The 18647-nt window shown below is 53.0% G+C and carries 18 protein-coding genes; 4 read left to right on the forward strand and 14 right to left on the reverse strand.

Annotation, left to right across the window (positions count from 1 at the left end; translation table 11 throughout):
- Window positions 1-92 precede the first annotated feature (92 nt).
- The 11 genes from EO763_RS13710 to dinG all read right to left on the reverse strand — a co-directional run bounded on the left by EO763_RS13710 (window position 93) and on the right by dinG (window position 11481).
- The gene (locus EO763_RS13710; RefSeq protein WP_103941275.1) at window positions 93-404 is read right to left on the reverse strand and encodes a hypothetical protein; all 312 of its coding nucleotides are present in this window, start codon (window positions 402-404) and stop codon (window positions 93-95) included.
- The gene (locus EO763_RS13715) at window positions 397-726 is read right to left on the reverse strand and encodes a hypothetical protein (RefSeq protein WP_010294923.1); all 330 of its coding nucleotides are present in this window, start codon (window positions 724-726) and stop codon (window positions 397-399) included. Before EO763_RS13715 ends, EO763_RS13710 begins: the two co-directional genes overlap by 8 nt.
- Window positions 716-1390: a hypothetical protein gene (locus EO763_RS13720; protein ID WP_161529275.1), complete on the reverse strand. Its 675-nt coding sequence runs from the start codon at window positions 1388-1390 to the stop codon at window positions 716-718. Before EO763_RS13720 ends, EO763_RS13715 begins: the two co-directional genes overlap by 11 nt.
- Window positions 1380-1991 carry a transglycosylase SLT domain-containing protein gene (locus tag EO763_RS13725; RefSeq protein ID WP_161529276.1) on the reverse strand — a complete coding sequence of 204 codons (612 nt, stop codon included), beginning with the start codon at window positions 1989-1991 and terminating at the stop codon, window positions 1380-1382. The genes EO763_RS13720 and EO763_RS13725 overlap by 11 nt, the downstream gene beginning before the upstream one ends.
- A gap of 1 nt (window position 1992) precedes the next feature.
- Entirely contained in the window at window positions 1993-2322 is a 330-nt protein-coding gene (locus EO763_RS13730; RefSeq protein WP_010281025.1) for a putative holin, read from the reverse strand.
- Between the two features lie 219 nt (window positions 2323-2541).
- On the reverse strand, window positions 2542-3909 hold the full coding sequence (locus EO763_RS13735; RefSeq protein WP_161529277.1) for a TolC family outer membrane protein: 1368 nt from the start codon (window positions 3907-3909) through the stop codon (window positions 2542-2544).
- 2 nt (window positions 3910-3911) lie between these two features.
- A complete protein-coding gene (locus EO763_RS13740; protein WP_161529278.1) occupies window positions 3912-5240 on the reverse strand; it encodes an HlyD family type I secretion periplasmic adaptor subunit in 1329 nt (442 codons plus the stop codon).
- Between the two features lie 27 nt (window positions 5241-5267).
- Window positions 5268-6995: a type I secretion system permease/ATPase gene (locus EO763_RS13745; protein WP_161529279.1), complete on the reverse strand. Its 1728-nt coding sequence runs from the start codon at window positions 6993-6995 to the stop codon at window positions 5268-5270.
- A 17-nt stretch (window positions 6996-7012) separates the two neighbouring features.
- Window positions 7013-7324 carry a protease inhibitor Inh/omp19 family protein gene (locus tag EO763_RS13750; RefSeq protein ID WP_044203704.1) on the reverse strand — a complete coding sequence of 104 codons (312 nt, stop codon included), beginning with the start codon at window positions 7322-7324 and terminating at the stop codon, window positions 7013-7015.
- Between the two features lie 105 nt (window positions 7325-7429).
- Complete coding sequence (locus EO763_RS13755; RefSeq protein ID WP_039493473.1) at window positions 7430-8860, reverse strand: serralysin family metalloprotease; 1431 nt, start codon at window positions 8858-8860, stop codon at window positions 7430-7432.
- Window positions 8861-9381: 521 nt separating this feature from the next.
- Window positions 9382-11481 carry an ATP-dependent DNA helicase DinG gene (gene dinG / locus EO763_RS13760; RefSeq protein ID WP_161529280.1) on the reverse strand — a complete coding sequence of 700 codons (2100 nt, stop codon included), beginning with the start codon at window positions 11479-11481 and terminating at the stop codon, window positions 9382-9384.
- A gap of 164 nt (window positions 11482-11645) precedes the next feature.
- Between dinG and EO763_RS13765 the strand changes: the two genes are divergently transcribed.
- The 3 genes from EO763_RS13765 to EO763_RS23625 all read left to right on the forward strand — a co-directional run bounded on the left by EO763_RS13765 (window position 11646) and on the right by EO763_RS23625 (window position 13420).
- Entirely contained in the window at window positions 11646-12491 is an 846-nt protein-coding gene (locus tag EO763_RS13765) for a helix-turn-helix domain-containing protein (protein ID WP_161529281.1), read from the forward strand.
- 52 nt (window positions 12492-12543) lie between these two features.
- Window positions 12544-13191: a LysE family translocator gene (locus tag EO763_RS13770; RefSeq protein WP_161529282.1), complete on the forward strand. Its 648-nt coding sequence runs from the start codon at window positions 12544-12546 to the stop codon at window positions 13189-13191.
- Between the two features lie 121 nt (window positions 13192-13312).
- Window positions 13313-13420: a membrane protein gene (locus EO763_RS23625; RefSeq protein WP_039493465.1), complete on the forward strand. Its 108-nt coding sequence runs from the start codon at window positions 13313-13315 to the stop codon at window positions 13418-13420.
- A 127-nt stretch (window positions 13421-13547) separates the two neighbouring features.
- Here the strand turns inward: EO763_RS23625 and idi are convergent, their stop codons facing one another.
- Both idi and bglX read right to left on the reverse strand, forming a co-directional pair.
- The gene (idi, locus tag EO763_RS13775; protein WP_161529283.1) at window positions 13548-14123 is read right to left on the reverse strand and encodes an isopentenyl-diphosphate Delta-isomerase; all 576 of its coding nucleotides are present in this window, start codon (window positions 14121-14123) and stop codon (window positions 13548-13550) included.
- 100 nt (window positions 14124-14223) lie between these two features.
- The gene (gene bglX / locus EO763_RS13780) at window positions 14224-16530 is read right to left on the reverse strand and encodes a beta-glucosidase BglX (protein ID WP_161529284.1); all 2307 of its coding nucleotides are present in this window, start codon (window positions 16528-16530) and stop codon (window positions 14224-14226) included.
- A gap of 393 nt (window positions 16531-16923) precedes the next feature.
- Between bglX and EO763_RS13785 the strand changes: the two genes are divergently transcribed.
- Window positions 16924-17610, forward strand: a complete 687-nt coding sequence (locus tag EO763_RS13785) for a glutathione S-transferase family protein (RefSeq protein ID WP_161529285.1) — start codon at window positions 16924-16926, stop codon at window positions 17608-17610.
- Window positions 17611-17685: 75 nt separating this feature from the next.
- Here the strand turns inward: EO763_RS13785 and pbpG are convergent, their stop codons facing one another.
- Window positions 17686-18633, reverse strand: coding sequence for a D-alanyl-D-alanine endopeptidase (gene pbpG / locus EO763_RS13790; protein WP_103157182.1), 948 nt, complete (start codon window positions 18631-18633; stop codon window positions 17686-17688).
- Between the last annotated feature and the right edge of the window lie 14 nt (window positions 18634-18647).

An 18647-nucleotide genomic window follows, 5' to 3' on the forward strand; every position in this document is an offset into this window, starting at 1 on the left:
GATAAAAAAACGCCAGCACAATCGTGCTGGCGCAAAGGAAGATGACGACACTGATAACGCGTAAAGACAGAAGTGAAAGCAATGCAATGGGATTACCGATCCCAATATTTTTCCGGCCGGGCGATGCCAACCATACAATCAACCGCATATTCCACGACATCTATGCCAAGGCGGGTGAGATTCGCCAGCCAGACACCGCCCACCTCCTTGGTCAATACCGCCATCTTGCGATCGGCCAGATAATCCAGTGCATGACGCAGCTCCGGCTCTGAAGCATCGGCATACAGCCGCTGCATCAGCGCTAGCAGGAACATTTCATTCGCGGTGTAAGGCCGCGTTTTATTTAATGCGATGAGCAAGTGCCAACGCATCGATTCCTGTCGGATACGCTGCGTATCAGCCATGATTGCCTCCCGAATACCGCTGCTGCACCAATTCCAGCTTGTTATAAAGCGCATCCAGTTTGGCTTCGATGACCGTCTGACCACGGATGTAATCCTCACGTCGTACATAAACCAGCGGTAAATCGGCGCGGAATTCCAGAAACTCACGCTCCAGCCGCGTCCATCCCTGCTCGCTCTTCTGGCGAGCATTCTCAAGGGCGGCGAAACGCTCGTTCAGCCGCTTTTCAATCTGCGTGAGCAAAATCCGCCCAGCGGCAAACAGGAAGCTCATAAACGACAACAACAGGCCGACCAACGACCAGAATTCCACTTCAATCTTCACGTGTTACCTCCCCTGCCTGTTGTAACGTTTCTATGTAATCCAGCAGCGCGTTAACCTGCGCACTCAGTGCTTGATAGCGCTCTCCGTTGTCGCTGATGTTGGCGAGAATATCGCGCTGGGAGACGCCTGAACGTTGTAATTCGGCGTCAGCGGTTGCGCTGGCACCGGACGCTGCGCCAGTGCGGCGGGCAGCGGCGGTAATGTCTGAAGCACTGTTGGCGGACAGACCGAAAGCGGCGTTGTAGTGCTGCACGAAGCCACGAGTAAACACGCACTGCACAGGCTGAACTTTGCCTTTTTCGTCAATATATTGCTGAGTAACATGGTCAATTTTCCGTTGTAGCGCGGCGTTATCCGCCGACAGTTTTTGACGCGCTGCGACATAGCGCTGTTCGAGTTGATTCCCACGCTCTACCTGTTGCTGGTATTGCTCCGCCGCCACACGTAGTAGCTGGTTCTGGGTTTCGGCCTGCTGCTGCTGTAGCAAGTTGAATGCCGCCTGCTGTTTCGCCAGCGCAGCATCCCCCAGTGCTTGCGCCAGTTGATAACCCTGATTACGACCGGTCAGATAGACCACGAGTAACAACATCACGACAAGCAGGACCGCGACCACGCGTGGTGAAAGAAAGGATTTCAGGCTATTGAGAAACAGACTATTCCACACAGCTCGCCCTCCCCCAGCTCAAATACCGTGGCGCCAGCTGATGCAAAATGCGGTCGGGATAATGGCGGTTTTCACGCCAGTTGGCGGCACTGCGCCCGGCATTGACGGTTTCCACATGATCGAACCAGCGGAGTATGTCCTTCTCGGCGATCTTCGCGCGCTGTTTATCACGCTGTAACCAGCCAAGCCCGCCGTTGTAGGACGACAAGGTCATTGCCATACGTTCGCAGTCGTTGCTGGCGCTGATTCGCGTCCACAGCCAGCGATCGTAGCCGGTCAGAGCACGAATAGCCCAGGCAGGATTAAACGGTTGATTAGCGCGAAGTTCAGGAACGATACCGCTAAACCAGTCGGCGGTGGTCGGCATAAACTGCGCCAGCCCTTGCGCACCGACGGGTGAAACGGCCCGAGGATTCCAGCCGCTTTCCTGATGCAACTGCGCCGCAAAGTCAGCAATCGGGGCATTCATGCCCCAATCCAACCGTGCGCTGCGGATCACATCACTGCGGTACGCCTGCGCAGCACGAGGGATCGTGTCGGCACAGACCGTCGCGCTAAAAAGCAGCGGGCTAACAAACAGCGTGATGAGGAGGTGTCGCATATCACAACCCCATCGCTACGCCGATGCAAACGGCTGACACAATCAGCGCACGTCGTAACATCGCGGCGGCAAATACGGTGTGGTGACCGTCCCGAACCGGGAAACGTCCACGCGGTACAGGTTCATCACCTTGTTCGAGGAACAGACCAGGACGTGCTTTAGGAAACAGCGAGCGATCCAGCCAATAGCCTAATACCGCAGCGAGTGAAATAAGCGAGAGTTTATAGACGGTGACGGGAAGCTGTTGCGGTGAAATCAGCCCGATAACAGCAAAGAGAAAAGCGGATGTCACAATCCAGCCAGTAAGACGCGGTTTTTTGATTTTTTTCACGATAAAGCCTCCTGATAAGAATGGAGGCCATTATGCAAAATGAAGGGGTTTGATGATTTTAAAGGAGTTTAAGTATTACTAAGGCGCAAGATCCCACAGAATCGAACCATTTCTATTCGTCATCCCTTTCTAGTCTTCATCCTTCACATTGCCCATACCTAGACTTCCTGCTGATAAAAATCATAACTGATTATCCGTATATGATTTTTATCATCTGTTTTAGTTTCTGCTGATCTTGTTGTTGGCTAATGACGCTGTTGCAGGCTGAAACCAGGCCGCCAGTTCCAGAATATCTTTCTCGTTCAGCGTACCTGCGGTATAGCGCAGTAATAGCCATGCCTGAAGCCAGCTGTATTTCGCTTCCGCCAGCTCTCGTCGAGCGTTATACCAATCCTGCTCGGCCAGCAAAATATCCAGATTGATACGTTCTCCCCCGGCAACACTCAGCCGTGTGGCATTAACGGCTTCTTGGGCAGATGAGGCCGTCATTTGCCAAGCCTTAATTTTCGCCGACCCGTTATTGTACAGATTGTAGTACTTTTTCAATTCCGCCAGCGTTTGCTTGGTTTGATCGTCCAGCTCCGCCTGACTTTGCTGATATTCCGCTGCGGCCTGTCGCATTGATGCCGAGACGGAACCACCAGAGTAAAGTGGGACATTCAGCTGCAAACCGACGCTCTGCGTGTCGTATTTCTGATTGTAGTTATATTCACTTTCCGAACGACTATTGCGCGACGATGCCACCAGCGACAGCGTAGGTAAATGCCCGGCGCGGCTGCGTTCGACTTCATAGCGGCTGACCGCCAGCCCCTCACGCTGCGTCGCCAGTTTGGCATTGTGCTGCACGGCAAGATCGCGCCACTGTGCCAGTGTCTGCTTACTTGACTCCGCAGACGGCGGTTGAGTGAGCGCCAGAGGATACAGCGTCGTGATATCCAGCACCGTCCCCGTCATATTTTCCAGATCGGTGATCGCAGCATCCACGTTGTCCTGTTGCTCAATCCGCTGCGCTTCGATCAGCGTAAAACGCGCTTCCGTTTCGCGTACATCCGTTAACGTGCCTTCGCCCGCCAACAGCAGGCGTTTATTCAGCGCCAGCTGTTCCTGATACGCCCGCTGCTCCGCATCCAGCAATTGCAGTTTTTCCTGCGCCAGCAGCGCGCTGCTCCAGGCTTTATATAACCGCACCATCAAATCCTGACTGCGATCGCGAAAACGCTGATCGGCCATCAAGGTGCGGGCAACACCCTGTTGATAACGTGCCCAGGCCGCATAGTCCAGCAGCGGCTGGCGCAGTGACAGCGTTGACGTGTAGCTGTCATAATCGCGTTTTAATGTGTTACCCGTGAAGCTATCCGTTTGAGTGACTTTGGAATGGCTACGGTTAGCACTATAGCCATACTGGAGATTAGGAAGCAGATTGGCACGCCCGATCGTCTCCTCTTCCTGACCCGCGGCATGCTCAAACCCCGCCGCGCGAAACTGCGCGTCATTACGTAGCGCCAACTCCCACGCATCAAGCAGCCCTAATGCGTTGGCACCTGAAGAAAACAGCCCAAACAGCACGATTATCGCGATCCTTTGCATGATTACTCTTCCGTTAATGCCAGATGCAGGCGATCCATTAAAGGCTTAAATAGATAATTGACAAACGACCGCTCTCCGGTACGAACAAATCCTTGCACCGGCATACCTGGCTTGATTTCCAGCCCCTCCAGCGCACGTTTCCCAGCCTCATCCACCTGAACGCGTAGGCTGTAATAGGGTGAGCCGTCCCGCTCATCCAGCAGGCGGTCGGCGGACAGCAGTTCGACCGTTCCCGCCACGCGTGGCGTCGTGCTTTGATTAAACGCGACGAACTGAAGTTCAACGGGTAATCCCGGCCAGACTTTATCTACCAGCTCAACGGGAAGACGCGCATCCACGAATAAAGGCTGATCGTCCGGTACGATCTCCAGAAGTGTCTGACCCGGCGCAATCACACCGCCTTCCGTAAACACTTTCAGCCCGACCACCGTACCCGAAACCGGCGCGCGCATCTGGATATTCGCCAGATTGAAATCGGCTTTTTCCTTCTTGCTGCCCACATCGCTCAGCAGCGCCCGCACCTCGGCCAGCTCGCTGTTCACTTCTTTGTCGTATTCCTGCTGACGCTGGGCAATCAGCAGCGTTTGTTGTTCAATATCACGACGGGTACGATTAATATCCCCCGCCAACTGGGCGATATCGCCGTTAAGCTGCGCCAGCAGACGTTCGTTCTCCAGCATTTTGTTGCGCGGCACATAATTTTCCGCCGCCAGTGAACGCAGCCCTTGCAGCTGTTGTTCCAGCGTCTCCCGCTGTTTCTGCTTACTGGACATCACCTGACGCTGGGCGCTGAGTGACGCCTCCATCCCCGCGATACTTGAGCGCATTCCTTCCGCTTCAAGCTTGAGCGACTGCTGACGGCTGTGCAGTAAATCACGCTGTAATGCCGTAATCACGCGCATCTCCGGCTTTTCCGCTAGCGGTTGCAGGCGAGGTGTCATCACCATGTCACCCAGGCGCTGCTGCTCAGCAAGCAGCCGACCTTCACGCGCCACCAGTTGTAAATACTGACCATCCAGCCCTTCACTCGCCGAACGCGCATCGACCTCATTCAGCGTGAGCAGAATCTGACCGGCTTCAACCCTGTCGCCGTCTTTCACCTGGATTTTATCGACGATACCGCCCTGATTGTGTTGCACAACTTTGCGGTTACCGGAAATCACAACGCTGCCATTAACCATGACGCCCTTGTCCAGCGGTGCAAACAGCGCCCACAGAAGAAAACCGCCGAACCCAGCGAGCACCAGCAACCACCCCAGACGCACTGCACGTTTTTCATCGCACCGCGCCGTCTGGTTCATACTCTCTTCACTTATTTCTGATGCGGACATGTCTTTCCCTGTATTCGTCATTCCCTGTTACTGCTGGACAGCGGCAGCAGGTGTCATTTGTGCTTGATTGGCGGCACGACGCGGCTGCAATTCGTTCAGAATGTCGCGCGCTGGCCCAAAGCGCTGTTGCTTACCCTGATTGAGCACCAGAATTTTATGCGCCAGCGTGGTTAATGCAGGACGATGCGTAATCAGAACCACCGTCGCACCCCGCTTCTGAAGATGCGAGATCGCCTGCGCCAGTGCCATTTCACCTTCGTTATCGAGACTGGAATTGGGCTCATCGAGTACCAGCAGGCAGGGATCGCCATACACCGCACGCGCCAGAGCGATACGCTGCCGCTGTCCGCCCGACAGCCCGTTGCCGTCAGCGCCAAGAGTCGTGTCATATCCCTGCGGTTGGCTAAGAATCATTTCGTGGACGCCAGCCAGCTTCGCCGCTGCGACAATTTTTTCCGCGTCATGCTCGCCAAAGCGGGAAATATTCTCCGCCAGCGTGCCTTTAAAGAGCTGCACATCCTGTGGCAGGTAGCCCATTGCCGGGCCAAATGCCGTTTTATCTACCTGACTAAGATCGGCCCCATCCAGTCGAACCTTGCCACGCGTCGGTGCTTGCGTCGCAACCAGCAGACGTGCCAGCGTAGATTTCCCTGAACCCGATGCCCCCAGAACCGCCAGCGTTTCTCCCGCCTGAAGCGAGAAATGGATATCCTGCAATCTTGATGCCCCTTGCGGCGTCTGCAATAACACATTCTCGACGCTGAGCTGGCCAACGGGTGCAGGCAGCGCCATCGCCTCCGCCTTGGGCGGATAAGCCGTCATGATACGGCTGAGTCGATACCAGGCCTGCCGTGCACTGCTCAGCGGCTTCCAAATACCGATAAACTGATCGATAGGGCTCAACACGCGCCCGACAAGAATTGACCCCGCAATCATCATCCCCGGCGTAATTTCGCCCTTAATCGCTAACATGGCCCCCACGCCGAGCATCAGCGATTGCAGAAAAATACGCGCATGTTTTGATGCGGCCCCGACAACCGCGGCACGTTCACTTGCCAGATTTTGCAACGTAATAAAACGGTAGTGTTGCCCTAGCCAACGGCGGCGTAAATTAGGCAGCATCCCCATTGATTCAATGACTTCTGCATTACGCAATTGCGTATCTGCAAGATGGGTTGCCTGTAGCGCTTCATGGTTTGCCTCTTCCAAAGGCGACGTGGTGAGATACTGATTCAGCCATGCCAGCAGCACCAGCACCACCGTTCCCCCCAGCGCCAGAAGGCCGAGCACCGGATGGATCAGGAACAGCACCAGTAAAAAGAAGGGAAACCAGGGAATATCGAAGAAGGCAAACAATGAGTTGCCCGTAATAAACTGCCGTAATAGCGTGAGATCGTTCAGCGCCTGACCCGCTTTGGCCTCACCGGCCTCCAGGTTGCGCTCAAACGCGGCGTTGAAAACCTGTTGATTCAGCTGTAGGTCTATACGAGTGCCAAGTCTCACGACAACCAGGCTTCGCACCCATTCGAGTGCCGCCATGAATATCCCCAGACCGGCAATCAGCAGGGTGAGCATCAGCAACGTGGTGCCATTCCCCGAAGCCAATACGCGATCGTAAACCTGCAGCATATAAATCGAAGGCGACAGCATCAGTAAATTAACGATGGCGCTGAAAATCCCAATGCTCCAAAAGCTGCGCCGGAAAGGACGCAGTATACTCAACAACGAACGTTCCTTATTTGCTAGTTGACTCACTGCGTTTGCCTCTCCTGTCAGGGCTGTTTATGCAACGTACGTGCACTGCCATCAGGCAATATCAGCGTATAGCCCTCTTTTTCCTTGCTAAAGAACGCCACGGACTGGCCCTGTTCTTTCGTCAGCGTGATACCGTCCGGCGTCGGCCGCCATCCCGCAGGCACATCCGGCAGCAGCGCTTTTAAACATGGCGCATCACCCTCAAAACGCCAGGTGTTATCCGCTAACGGCGTATTGTGCAGCACAACCTCGCACTGCTGTTCCCCGCCACGCAATTGCCATACGCCGCTTAGCTCACTTGCTGAAGGCAACTTCAAACTACTCGCCATACATCCCCCGCTTATTGCACTTAACAGCGCCGCGATGATTAACTTTTTCATAGTGGCCCCAAGTCGATAACAGAAAAGGACGGGGATCACCCCGTCCTTGCTACATCACACGATAAAATCGGTTGCCACAGAAGGCTGACCAACAATATGCACAACAAAGTCTGGCGTGGTCTGACCCGCAAAATTCAGCCACAAATCGGTGGTATTGCTACCTGCATCCCAGTTAAGCAGTGCTTCATTGCCACGTCCGGTGAAGGAATCGACAAACTGCAAATCACCTTTTTGATTCAATGCTGACAGATCGATTTTGTCGATGCCGCGTTGGAAATCCGTGATAGTGTCATAGCCGTTCTTATAGGAAGAGTCACTCGCGCTGGCATAGACAAAAATATCTTTGCCCGCACCGCCCGTCAGCGTATCAGCACCGCCGCCGCCGTAAATGACGTCGTCGCCTGCACCACCGTTCAGAATATTATTCGCGTCATTGCCGATAATAATATCGTTGCCGGAGCCGCCAATGGCGTTTTCGATCGTGACACCGTGGGCGATGGACACGTTACCTTTCAGGCCGCCAACATCAGAGAATCCGCCTTCATTCAGGTTGATCCGCTGATCGTTTCTGTAACCAGAGAAATCAAATGTATCGTTACCACCTGCATCCCAAACGGAGAAAATCAGTTTTTGGCTATTGCTGGTGGTGGTATAGAAATCACGGCCGGTATTGGAGTTGAAACCGTATACCGTGTCACCGGTACGCGTGTTCATGTTTGCACCGTACAGATATTGGATTGCCGTGATGTCATCAATCAGCGGACCCGCAGCATAGTGCCCCTGGAAATCGCCTCCGGTGTTTTGCTCACTCCAGTAGCTCATCAGGCTGAACTGGCGAGTATCTTCCGCGTAGGTCACATCGCGGTAGGTCGGGTTGCCTTCGCCCGCATTGTAAGACCCTGGGTGATTCAGGCCCAGCGCATGACCGATTTCATGCGTCAGCGTCTGCTTGCCGTATTCCGTTGCTGGGTTACGCACCGTGTCGGAGTTGTAGTTAAACCAGGCGCTGCCCGCTGCCGAGTGGTTACCCGGCATATAAGCGTAAGCCTGAGTATCGTAGTCCATCCGACCGCTTGAATCACGGGTGTAGTTACCAAACGTGATGGTAGCTTTTTGGGTAGGGCTAACCTGAGTAAACGTGATATTAGCGACATCTGACCAGGATTGCAGAGACAGTTTAGCTTGTTGTTCCTGAGCTGCGCTGAATTTCACAAAGCCCTGATCGCCAGAAGGGATAGACCGCACGTTCTGCAAGAACGAATAGGTCAAATTAGCAGATTTACCGAATACGTTCGTGCCATTCCAGGTCAGGCCGTCGCGGACAATTTCCTTGGCTGCCAGATCGCTTGTGAACGAGGGTTTGCCATTTAACTGTCCATCGCCACGGGAGTGGTAATTATACAGATCGTACACATCACTATATCCCGTACCCGCTGCATGCAATGCCGATTCAGCGGTATCCTTATCTTCATCTCGTAAAGCCATCTTTTCTTCTCCATAAGTCTGATCGGGATGATCAGAATCCTAAATCCCTTCATGCAATCGAGGTATTGCATGTACCGCGCATAGCCGCAGTCTAATCGTCTCCTGGCTAGATAACGCTCACTAAAAATATTTATATCCAAAAAACGCATATAAATAAAAACTATCTCTATAAGGAAATAATTAAGAAAAAACGTCAATTATTTTCGTTATTATCAAATGATAAATAATAAAGTCACGGTGACTAGTTTTTATTATTGGTATTGATATGAACAGCAAGAGAAACGGATGCCAGACAGCATTCGTTTTTGAAAAGGAAGGAAATTTTATTCACTGCGTTAATTCTCATCATGATACCTGTCCTTGGTTGATAAAAACCGCACTGCGTAATGACACACTTTGTCACACGTATTAACGGCATCCTTGCTGTTCCGAGACAAATCTAACAAATAAGAATAAAAAAATATAGCGCTAAATAGGGATTAATTACCCCTTTATTCTGCAAACGAATATATAGGAATTTGCTATGGCATATCCCGCTGTTCGATCGGGAAAACGGGCAGCGCCGCCAGTAGCTGTGCGCCATAGCCTTTGGTCAGCAAACGACGATCGTAAATGACGATTTCACCAAAGCAGTCATGGCTACGAATAAGGCGTCCAACCTGTTGGATGAGATTAAACGAGGCGCTGGGCAAACTTTGTACGATAAACGGATGCCGTTTGAGACTTTTTAACCATTCGCCTTCCGTCAGAATCACGGGGCTGTCGATGGGCGGGAACGCAATTTTATGGATATGCACTTGAGAAAGAAGATCCCCTTTCAGATCCAACCCTTCCGCAAAGGACTGTAAGCCAATCAACACGCTGGTCTGGCCTTCCTGTACCCGCTGACGATGTAGCTCGACCAACCTGTAACGCGGCTTATCTCCCTGAACCAGCAGCATCAGGCGTAAATCGGTCACCTGCGTCAGAAAGAGTTGCATGGCACGCTGGCTGGCAAACAGCATCAGCATCCCTTTATGCTTATCCTGTTTTAACTCTGCCCGGAAAAATTTTGCCATTTCAGCAATATGCTGCGCCTCTGACTCCATCAGCGGTTCATAACGCATTTTGGGAATCACCAGACGCCCCTGCTCACGGTGGTTGAACGGCGAATCCAGCGCGATAAAGGTGTCCCCCTCCTGCTCGCTCAGACCAGAAAGCTCCTGTATACGCGCAAAACTGTTCAACGAGCGCAGCGTTGCCGAAGTCATCACGACGTGCGACACCTTCCCCCACAGTAGCCTTTCAAGCTGATCGCAGACGCGAATCCCCGCACAGTGCAGGTGAAGATGCGGCTGGTTATCGCGCATTTCCCGCGTGATCCATTTGGAAACCGGCGCGTTCGACGATTTCTCCATCGCCGCCAGCCGCCACAGCTTGCTCATTGACTCAAGATAACCCTGTTGGCGGCTCATTTTCAGCAGTGCCTGATAGACCCGCACCACGTCATGTTTGCCGGTTTTCTCGCTGAGATCGTTAAGCATATACTCTGCCAGCGCACGCAGCGTGTCGGTCAGTTTGGACAACCGCACGCAGAGTTCACGCATTTCATCCGGCATTTTGCCCATCGCAAAACGGTATTCGGTTTCCTGCCCGTCATGCGGAAGAAACAACCCGCACATTTGCGAGAAAGACAGCACGCACTCGCGGATCTCCTCACAGTGGCTGGTTAACCGCTCGCTGTTAGCGAGTCGCGGCGGTGACTTAGGGGCAAATTGCGCCATGCACTGGCCGACAAGCTGCACCAACTGTTCCAGTTGCGCCATCATATAAGCCGGATGAATATCGCCAGACATCTCCAGCGTATCGCGGGCAACGTCGGGAATGTGGTGCCCTTCGTCGAGCACCAACAGGAGATTTTTAGGGGGAGGAAGTACCGATTCGCTTTCCATCGCCGCCATCACCAACGCATGGTTGGTGACGACAACATCGGCCTGTTCGATCTCACGCCGTGCGATAAAGAACGGGCACTCGCGGTAATAATGGCAGTTTTGTGCGAGACAGTTCGCTTTGTCCGTACACAATTTCTGCCACAGGCTATCGTCAATTGAATCCTTATAATGATCGCGCAGCCCATCCCAAGCATGACCTTGCAGCGCTTTTTCAAGCCGCACACAGGTACGTTTTTCCTCCTTGCTGGCAGACATGACTTCATCGTCCAGAAAGAGTGGTAAATCCCCCTGCGCATCGGGATCGGTTGCCAACATCGCCAGATTACGTGGGCAAATATAACGACGACGGCCAAATGCAGCGGTGAATTTCAGTTCGGGAATAAACTTCTGCAACAGTGGCAAATCTTTGCTGTAAATCTGATCCTGCAACGCCACATTCGCGGTGCTGACCACCAGCGTTTTGTCCTCCGCACGCCCTACCGCAATACCCGGAATCAGGTAAGAAAGCGTTTTCCCGACGCCGGTTGGTGCTTCAATAGCCAAATGGCGCGGGTAATCGCCCGCTAGCGCTTTCGCCACTTCGGCAATCATCTGTCGCTGGGGAACGCGGGAAATAAAATCCGGGATTTGCGCTTGCAGGGCCTTATACCATTGACCAATCTGCAATTTTATTGCGGGGGACAGCGTCATGCATACTCTATATCTGTGTAATCTGACGGCCATTGTCCCACAGACGCCCGGCGACGTCAGCCGATATCACGTTCGCGACAATTCCGATCTCGACAATCTTCCGCTCAGCGATTAGGGTAAACCCTACCTGTGTCGCGAGCGGTAACCTATATCTTCGGTAAATTATGTCTTCAGTCCACGCCATTAACCAATCGTACTGGTTTTCGCCACGGTTACCGCATGTTGAAAGCCGTAGCACGCGCAATAGCAGCCACGCCTATAAAACACACAGCCACGCGCAATTCTCGATTGGGGCGATAGAACACGGCGAAACGCTTTGCCATTATCGCAACGATACCCATCACTTACAGGTTGGCGATCTGATTTTCATCGATCCTCAACAGCCGCACAGCTGTAACCCACTTCCAGGAAAAACACGCAGTTATCACATGCTTTATCTGGATACCGAATGGTGTCTCGATCAGATTGCGACTCACTGTGGTTATCAAGCGGATACCTTGCGTTGCAGCCGCGTTGTCCTGCGCGATCCCGCACTGTTTATACGTTATCAGCACGTAGTGACCCTGCTGTATCGGGGAGAAATCACATCGGCAGATCATCACCTCAGAGCAATGCTGGAGCCGATTTGGCGGCAATATTGCCTGCCTGCGCCGTCCTGTTTGCCCGCCTTACCCCGTCATGCTTCGCAAACCACGACGCGCCACGTACGCGAGCGTCTGCTGAATAATTTGCAAGAATCACCCTCGCTGGAAACGCTGGCAGAGGAGTTAAACCTGCGACGTGAAACCATCGTGCGACAGTTTCGTCACGATACCGGCATTACACCGATGGCCTTCCTGAATAATGCCCGCATTGAGTATGCCAAATCGCTGCTGAAACAGGGCACGCCGCTGGTTGATGTCAGCTATCAAAGCGGCTTCTGCGATCAAAGCCACTTTCACAAAACGTTTGTGCAATACACTGCTGCGACACCGGGTCAGTACGCGCGATCAATATTTGACAATAAATAGCCGAACACCTTGTCTAGACTGACCTCGATTACTTATCGAGGTCAGAAATAGCATGTTCATCAATACCCTTTTTTCCGCCGAATCTCTCTTTCCCACCCACTTTCCTGCTCTGGCGCTGGCGCATTTTGTGGCGCTACTGAGCCCAGGCCCGGACTTCTTTCTGCTGACGGCCTACGCCATTCGCTACCGACTGCGCGGCAGTGCGGGAATTTGTCTGGGCATCGCACTGGGCAACGGCATTTACATTCTGCTGGCAGCGATCGGCTGGGCAGGTATTCAACATTCGCCCACGCTGTTTATCCTCATCGAATTAGCCGGGGCGGCTTATCTGCTCTGGGTTGGCTATCAGTTAGTGAAAAGTCGCTCTGTGCTATCGCTACAGGCGGAACAGCAGTCCGATCGTTGCCCGACGTTGCGTAAACAAATCCTGCTGGGGCTTGGTTCAGCGCTGTTAAACCCCAAAAATATGCTGTTCTACATCAGCCTGATGACCAGTATTCTTGGGCAACATGTGACACCTACGCAGCAAGTCGTCAGCGGTAGCTGGATGTTTTCTGTCGTTCTGGTGTGGGATTTGCTGATCGCCGCGCTGATCGCTCGTCCGCTGATTCAACAGCATTTAACCCGCTGGCTTAACCCGATTGAGCGCGGAGCCGGCGTCATTCTGATGTTTTTCGGTCTGCTGTTGTTATTTCGGTAATTGTTATTTCGCTAATAGATATTTCGGTAATGTGGTGTATTTAAAAAACGGGGGGCGCTTCGACCTTGTTTCATGGACGGAAGGCTTTATAATTCGGGGCAATTAACAAAAGGACAACCTGATGACTCTTCAAAAAATCGGTATTATCGGTCTCTTTGCCCTGCTTGCCTTAGGAGGCATTTCCGGCATGATGCTGGTGGGTTACATTATTATCGTGCACTCGGGCTGAGGCTTTCGGCCCGCAGCACTCCCCCAATTTCTACGGCACGAATGCACGAACGGTGCAGCATGGAAACGAGGCAATTAACGCGCTTGTCCAGGCTAACGTGGTTGTTTACGTTACGTGAATGTTTACGCTAACGTGATTGTTTTGACTCATGCAATTGTTTTGACTCATGCGATTGCTCAGACTGAAACGTCTGCCAATAATCAGGGATACGCGCGAAGGTCAGTTGAAACCAGGCCGTAAACTGTTCAGGTGTCGTCGCCATCCGCTGTGCAATCTCGTCTATCGACTGATATTCATAGCTCGACACTTCATCGGGATTCATCTGCGGAACGTCGTCCGTCACGCCAAAATACACATGCCCCAGTTCATGCTCAATCAGCCCGTTATCCAGCGGCAAACGATAGGTCAGCGTGAACATCGGCGTCAGCGCACAGCGTAGCCCCATTTCTTCATACAAGCGGCGATGTGCTGCCTGCAACGTCTCTTCACCGGGCGCAGGGTGGCTACAGCAGGTATTACTCCATAAACCGCCGCTGTGATATTTCCCCTCTGCCCGCTGCTGCAATAACAACTGCTGGCGAGAGTTGAAAATATAGACGGTAATCGCACGATGTAATGCTCCTTTTACATGCGCTTCTTGCTTTTCCATTACGCCCGTTGGCCTGTCATTTTCATCAACCAGCACCACTTCAGTCAACGGCATACCTTTCTCCTGCAATACCTGATTCTCCGACGATTACACTGTATTACGATCATCACAACGCGTCTCGCCGCCGACGTTTTCGACGGCGAGACAAACATCATTATAGCAGGGTGAAGCTGTCGCTCTTCACACGCTGTGAATCCAGACCAATCATCACGTCGAATTTACCGGGTTCCACCACCTGCTGCATGCGGGCATTGTAGAACTTCAGTGCGTCCTGATCGAGCGTGAAGGTGACCGTACGGGATTCTCCCGGCTGTAGCATCACTTTCTCAAAGCCACGCAGCTCTTTCAGCGGACGGCTGATGGAAGCCACCACGTCATGGAGATACAGCTGTACGACCGTTTCCCCTGCGCGGCTACCGGTGTTTTTCACCGTTACGCTGGCGTTGATCGTCCCGTCACGCTTCATCGTCTGGCTCGACAAACGCACGTCTGACACGCTAAACGTGGTGTAGCTCAGGCCGTAACCAAACGGATAGAGCGGCCCATTAGCTTCATCGTAGTAGTGAGAGGTATATTTGCCTGGATTTTCCGGCGTGTAAGGACGACCTGACGGCAGGTGATTGTAATAAATCGGGATCTGGCCGACGGAGCGTGGGAAGGACATCGGCAGCTTGCCAGATGGGTTATAGTCGCCAAACAGCACATCGGCGATCGCATTGCCGCCTTCCGTACCGCTAAACCAGGTTTCCAGTAACGCATCGGCTTGCTGATCTTCACGCACTAGCGCCAGAGGGCGTCCGTTCATCAGCACCAGAACCAGCGGTTTACCCGTGGCTTTCAGCGCGGCAATCAGGTCACGCTGGCCTTGCGGCAGGTCGATGTTCGAACGGCTGGACGCTTCATGCGCCATCCCGGCCGCTTCGCCAACAACCGCGACGACGACATCCGCCTTTTTCGCTGCGGCTACGGCTTCATCGATCATCACCTGCGGAGGACGTTTATCCACCTGAACGGCATCTTCATACTGATTCAGGAAATCGATAATGCCTTTGTGATTACTGACGTTGGCACCTTTAGCATAAAGAATCGTGGCTTTATCGCCGACGGCATTTTTCAGGCCCTGATAAACGGTAATCGTCTGTTTCGTGACGCCTGCGGCAGACCAGCTACCCATCGTATCGCGCTGGCTGTCAGCCAATGGCCCCACCACGGCAATCGTGCCTTCTTTCTTCAACGGCAGCGTTTGCAGGCGGTTTTTCAACAGCACCAGACTCTTACGCGCCACGTCACGCGCGTCCAGACGGTGTAAGCGACTTTCCGCGTTAGTATCTACCGGATCGGAACCGACTGGCCCCAAATGACGATACGGATCTTCAAACAGCCCCATATCGTATTTCACATTCAGCACCTGACGGCTGGCATCGTCAATCTCCTGCACGCTCACCGCCCCGCTTTTCACCAGCTCAGGCAGATAGCGCACGAAATACTCGTCGCTCATGCTCATGCCGATACCGGATTTAACCGCCAGACGCGATGCATCACGCGGATCGCTGGCCACGCCGTGCTTAATCAGCTCTTTAATCGCGCCGTGATCGGTAATAGTGATGCCTTTGAAATTCCACTGATCGCGCAGAACCTCTTTCAGCAACCAGCTATTTGAGGTGGCTGGTGTACCGTTGATTGAATTCAACGCGACCATCACGCCGCTGCTGCCCGCGTCAATCGCCGCTTTGTAAGGCGGCATATAGTCCTGGAACATGCGCTGAGGGCTCATGTCCACGGTGTTATAATCGCGTCCCCCTTCCACCGCACCGTAGAGTGCGTAGTGTTTTACGCTGGTCATCAGCGAGTGGCGTCCGGTTACGTCATCGCCCTGAAAGGACTTGACTACCACACCAGCAATTTTGCTGGTCAGCCAAGTGTCTTCACCGAAGCCTTCTGAAACGCGGCCCCAGCGCGGATCGCGGGTGATATCCACCATCGGCGCCCAGGTCATGTTCAGACCGTCTTCCGTCGCCTCGTAAGCTGCTACGCGTGCGCTTTTCGCAATCGCATCCATATCCCAGCTAGAGGCCAGCCCCAGTGCGATAGGAAAAATAGTGCGCTGGCCGTGTACCACATCGTAGGCAAAAAACAGTGGAATCTTCAGGCGGCTGAGCTGCATGACCTGATCTTGCATCGCACGAATATCCGGGCGGGTCACCGTATTAAAAATCGCGCCAACCTGGCCGTTTCTGATCATTTCCCGAATGGCTTCTTTCGGGTTATCCGTCCCGACGCTGATTAATCGGAGCTGGCCGATTTTCTCTTCCAGCGTCATTTTCTTCAGCAGATCCGTGACAAACGCATCACGTTGTTGATGTGAAGGCGATATTGATGTCGGCGCAGACGTCAACTCCTGCGCAAATGCCGGATTACAGGCAAGTCCAATTGCTATAGTCAGTGAAGTAAGCCATTTCATTCGTTATAAAGACCCAGTCAATCCAGGCGTCAGAGTCTGAACAGAGCGCTGAAGCACAAGACAGGTTGAAGATTCCGACGGTCACATCCCTTCTCTGACAAGGCGAAAAACACCTTCTCCTGCCTTAAGCAAATAAGGCTTCCCGATAGTGGTTGCCGCACCGACGCACTCAAATGCACAGCGCGTAATATAGTGCATTTATTGGGGTTTCATTTACTAAAAACTGCAAGAATAATGCTAAACGATACGCATAATTCACATTCCCTACCTTCCGTTTGCATCATCATCCTGATAGCGATGCGCAAAACCGATAGATAAGCCACGGAGAGGAGGATGATTTATCCCACCTTTCGTGCTAATCCTAAGGCTTCGTTAACACAAGGAGCATCAGACATGTATCAGTTGTATATCGCCAATAAAAACTATTCGTCCTGGTCACTGCGTCCGTGGGTGCTGTTGAAAGTACTGTCGATTCCTTTCGAAGAGAAACTGGTCGCTTTTGCGCCGGGGATGTCACAACCGGCATTTAAGGCTTTTTCGCCGACGGCAAAAGTCCCCTGCCTGATCGATGGCGAGACCACCGTCTGGGATTCGTTGGCGATTACCGAATATCTGGCTGAAAAGCACCCCGGCGTCTGGCCTGCCGATGCCAAAACCCGCGCCTGGGCACGCTGTGCTGCTGCCGAAATGCATTCTGGCTTTACCGCACTGCGTAACATCTGCTCCATGAGCTGCGGCGTGCGCGTTAAAATGAACGAAATATCACCAGCCCTCAGCAACGACATTAACCGCATCTGCGAACTGTGGCAGGAAGGGCTGACGCGCTTTGGCGGACCGTTTCTGGCAGGAGAACAATTTTCGGCCGTGGATGCCTTTTTTGCGCCAGTTGTCTTCCGCATCAAAACCTATCAACTTACCGTTTCGCCGGAAGCCACTGCCTATTGCGATCATCTGTTAGCGCAGCCCGCCATGCAGCGTTGGCTAGAGGATGCATTAGCAGAAACCTGGCGTGAAGCTGAGCATGATGATGAAGTGAAAAAAGCGGGTGAAGTGATAGAAGATTTTCGCGCTCGCGCCTAGCGGCACCGCAGGCGATAACCTGTTTGACCACCGTCAAAACGTCCCCCTCCCACAGCATTGGGAAGGGGGAACCTGTTATTCGATTTCGATGTTCGCCATACTCTGCGGTTGGCGGGAAGCCAGTGATTTTTGTTTCTTATAGCTCAACGCGGCGGCTGGCACCTCGCTGACCTTACCGGTTTCAATCCACTTACGCAGGCGGTTAGCATCCGCAAAGTGCGTATATTTCCCGAAGGCATCCAACACCACCAGCGCAACAGGCCGCTGATTAATAACCGTACGCATCACCAGACAGTGCCCCGCCTGATTCGTGAAGCCCGTTTTAGTAAGCTGAATGCTCCAGTCCTCTTTATAGACCAGATGATTCGTGTTTCTGAACGGCTGGCTGTACGCCGGGTGGGAGAACGTCGCCGTTTTCTCCTGAGTGGTGCTAAGCTGACCCAGCAGCGGATACTGCTTGCTGGCAATCAGGAGTTTGGTGAGATCGCGGGCAGTCGAGACATTATTGATAGACAGCCCAGTCGGCTCCACATAGCGCGTGTGGGCCATACCCAACGCACGGGCTTTGGCATTCATCGCGCGGATAAACGCCTGATAGCCGCCCGGATAGTGGTGCGCCAGACTGGCCGCCGCGCGGTTTTCAGATGACATCAGCGCCAGTAGCAACATGTCGCGGCGGCTGATCTCACTGTTTAGACGAACGCGCGAGTAGACCCCTTTCATTTCTTTCGTCTGGCTGATATCGACAGAGATGATTTCATCCAGCGGTTGATTGGCATCCAGCACCACCAGCGCCGTCATCAGTTTCGTCACCGAAGCAATCGGTACTACCACATCAGGATTACTGGAATAAAGGATATGGTTATCGCGCAGATCCACCACCATAGCGCTACCGGAAGCAATTTCCTGATGCGCAGTGCCGGCGGAATACGTCGGCGCTTTCGCCACAGCCTGAGGCAACATCACAGCATGGGTTGACAGCAACAACAGGCCAAAAAGAGAAAGCTTAAAATTTTTAGTCATTCTTCAATAACTTA

The sequence above is a fragment of the Pectobacterium odoriferum genome, assembly GCF_009931295.1.
Classification (GTDB): domain Bacteria; phylum Pseudomonadota; class Gammaproteobacteria; order Enterobacterales; family Enterobacteriaceae; genus Pectobacterium; species Pectobacterium odoriferum.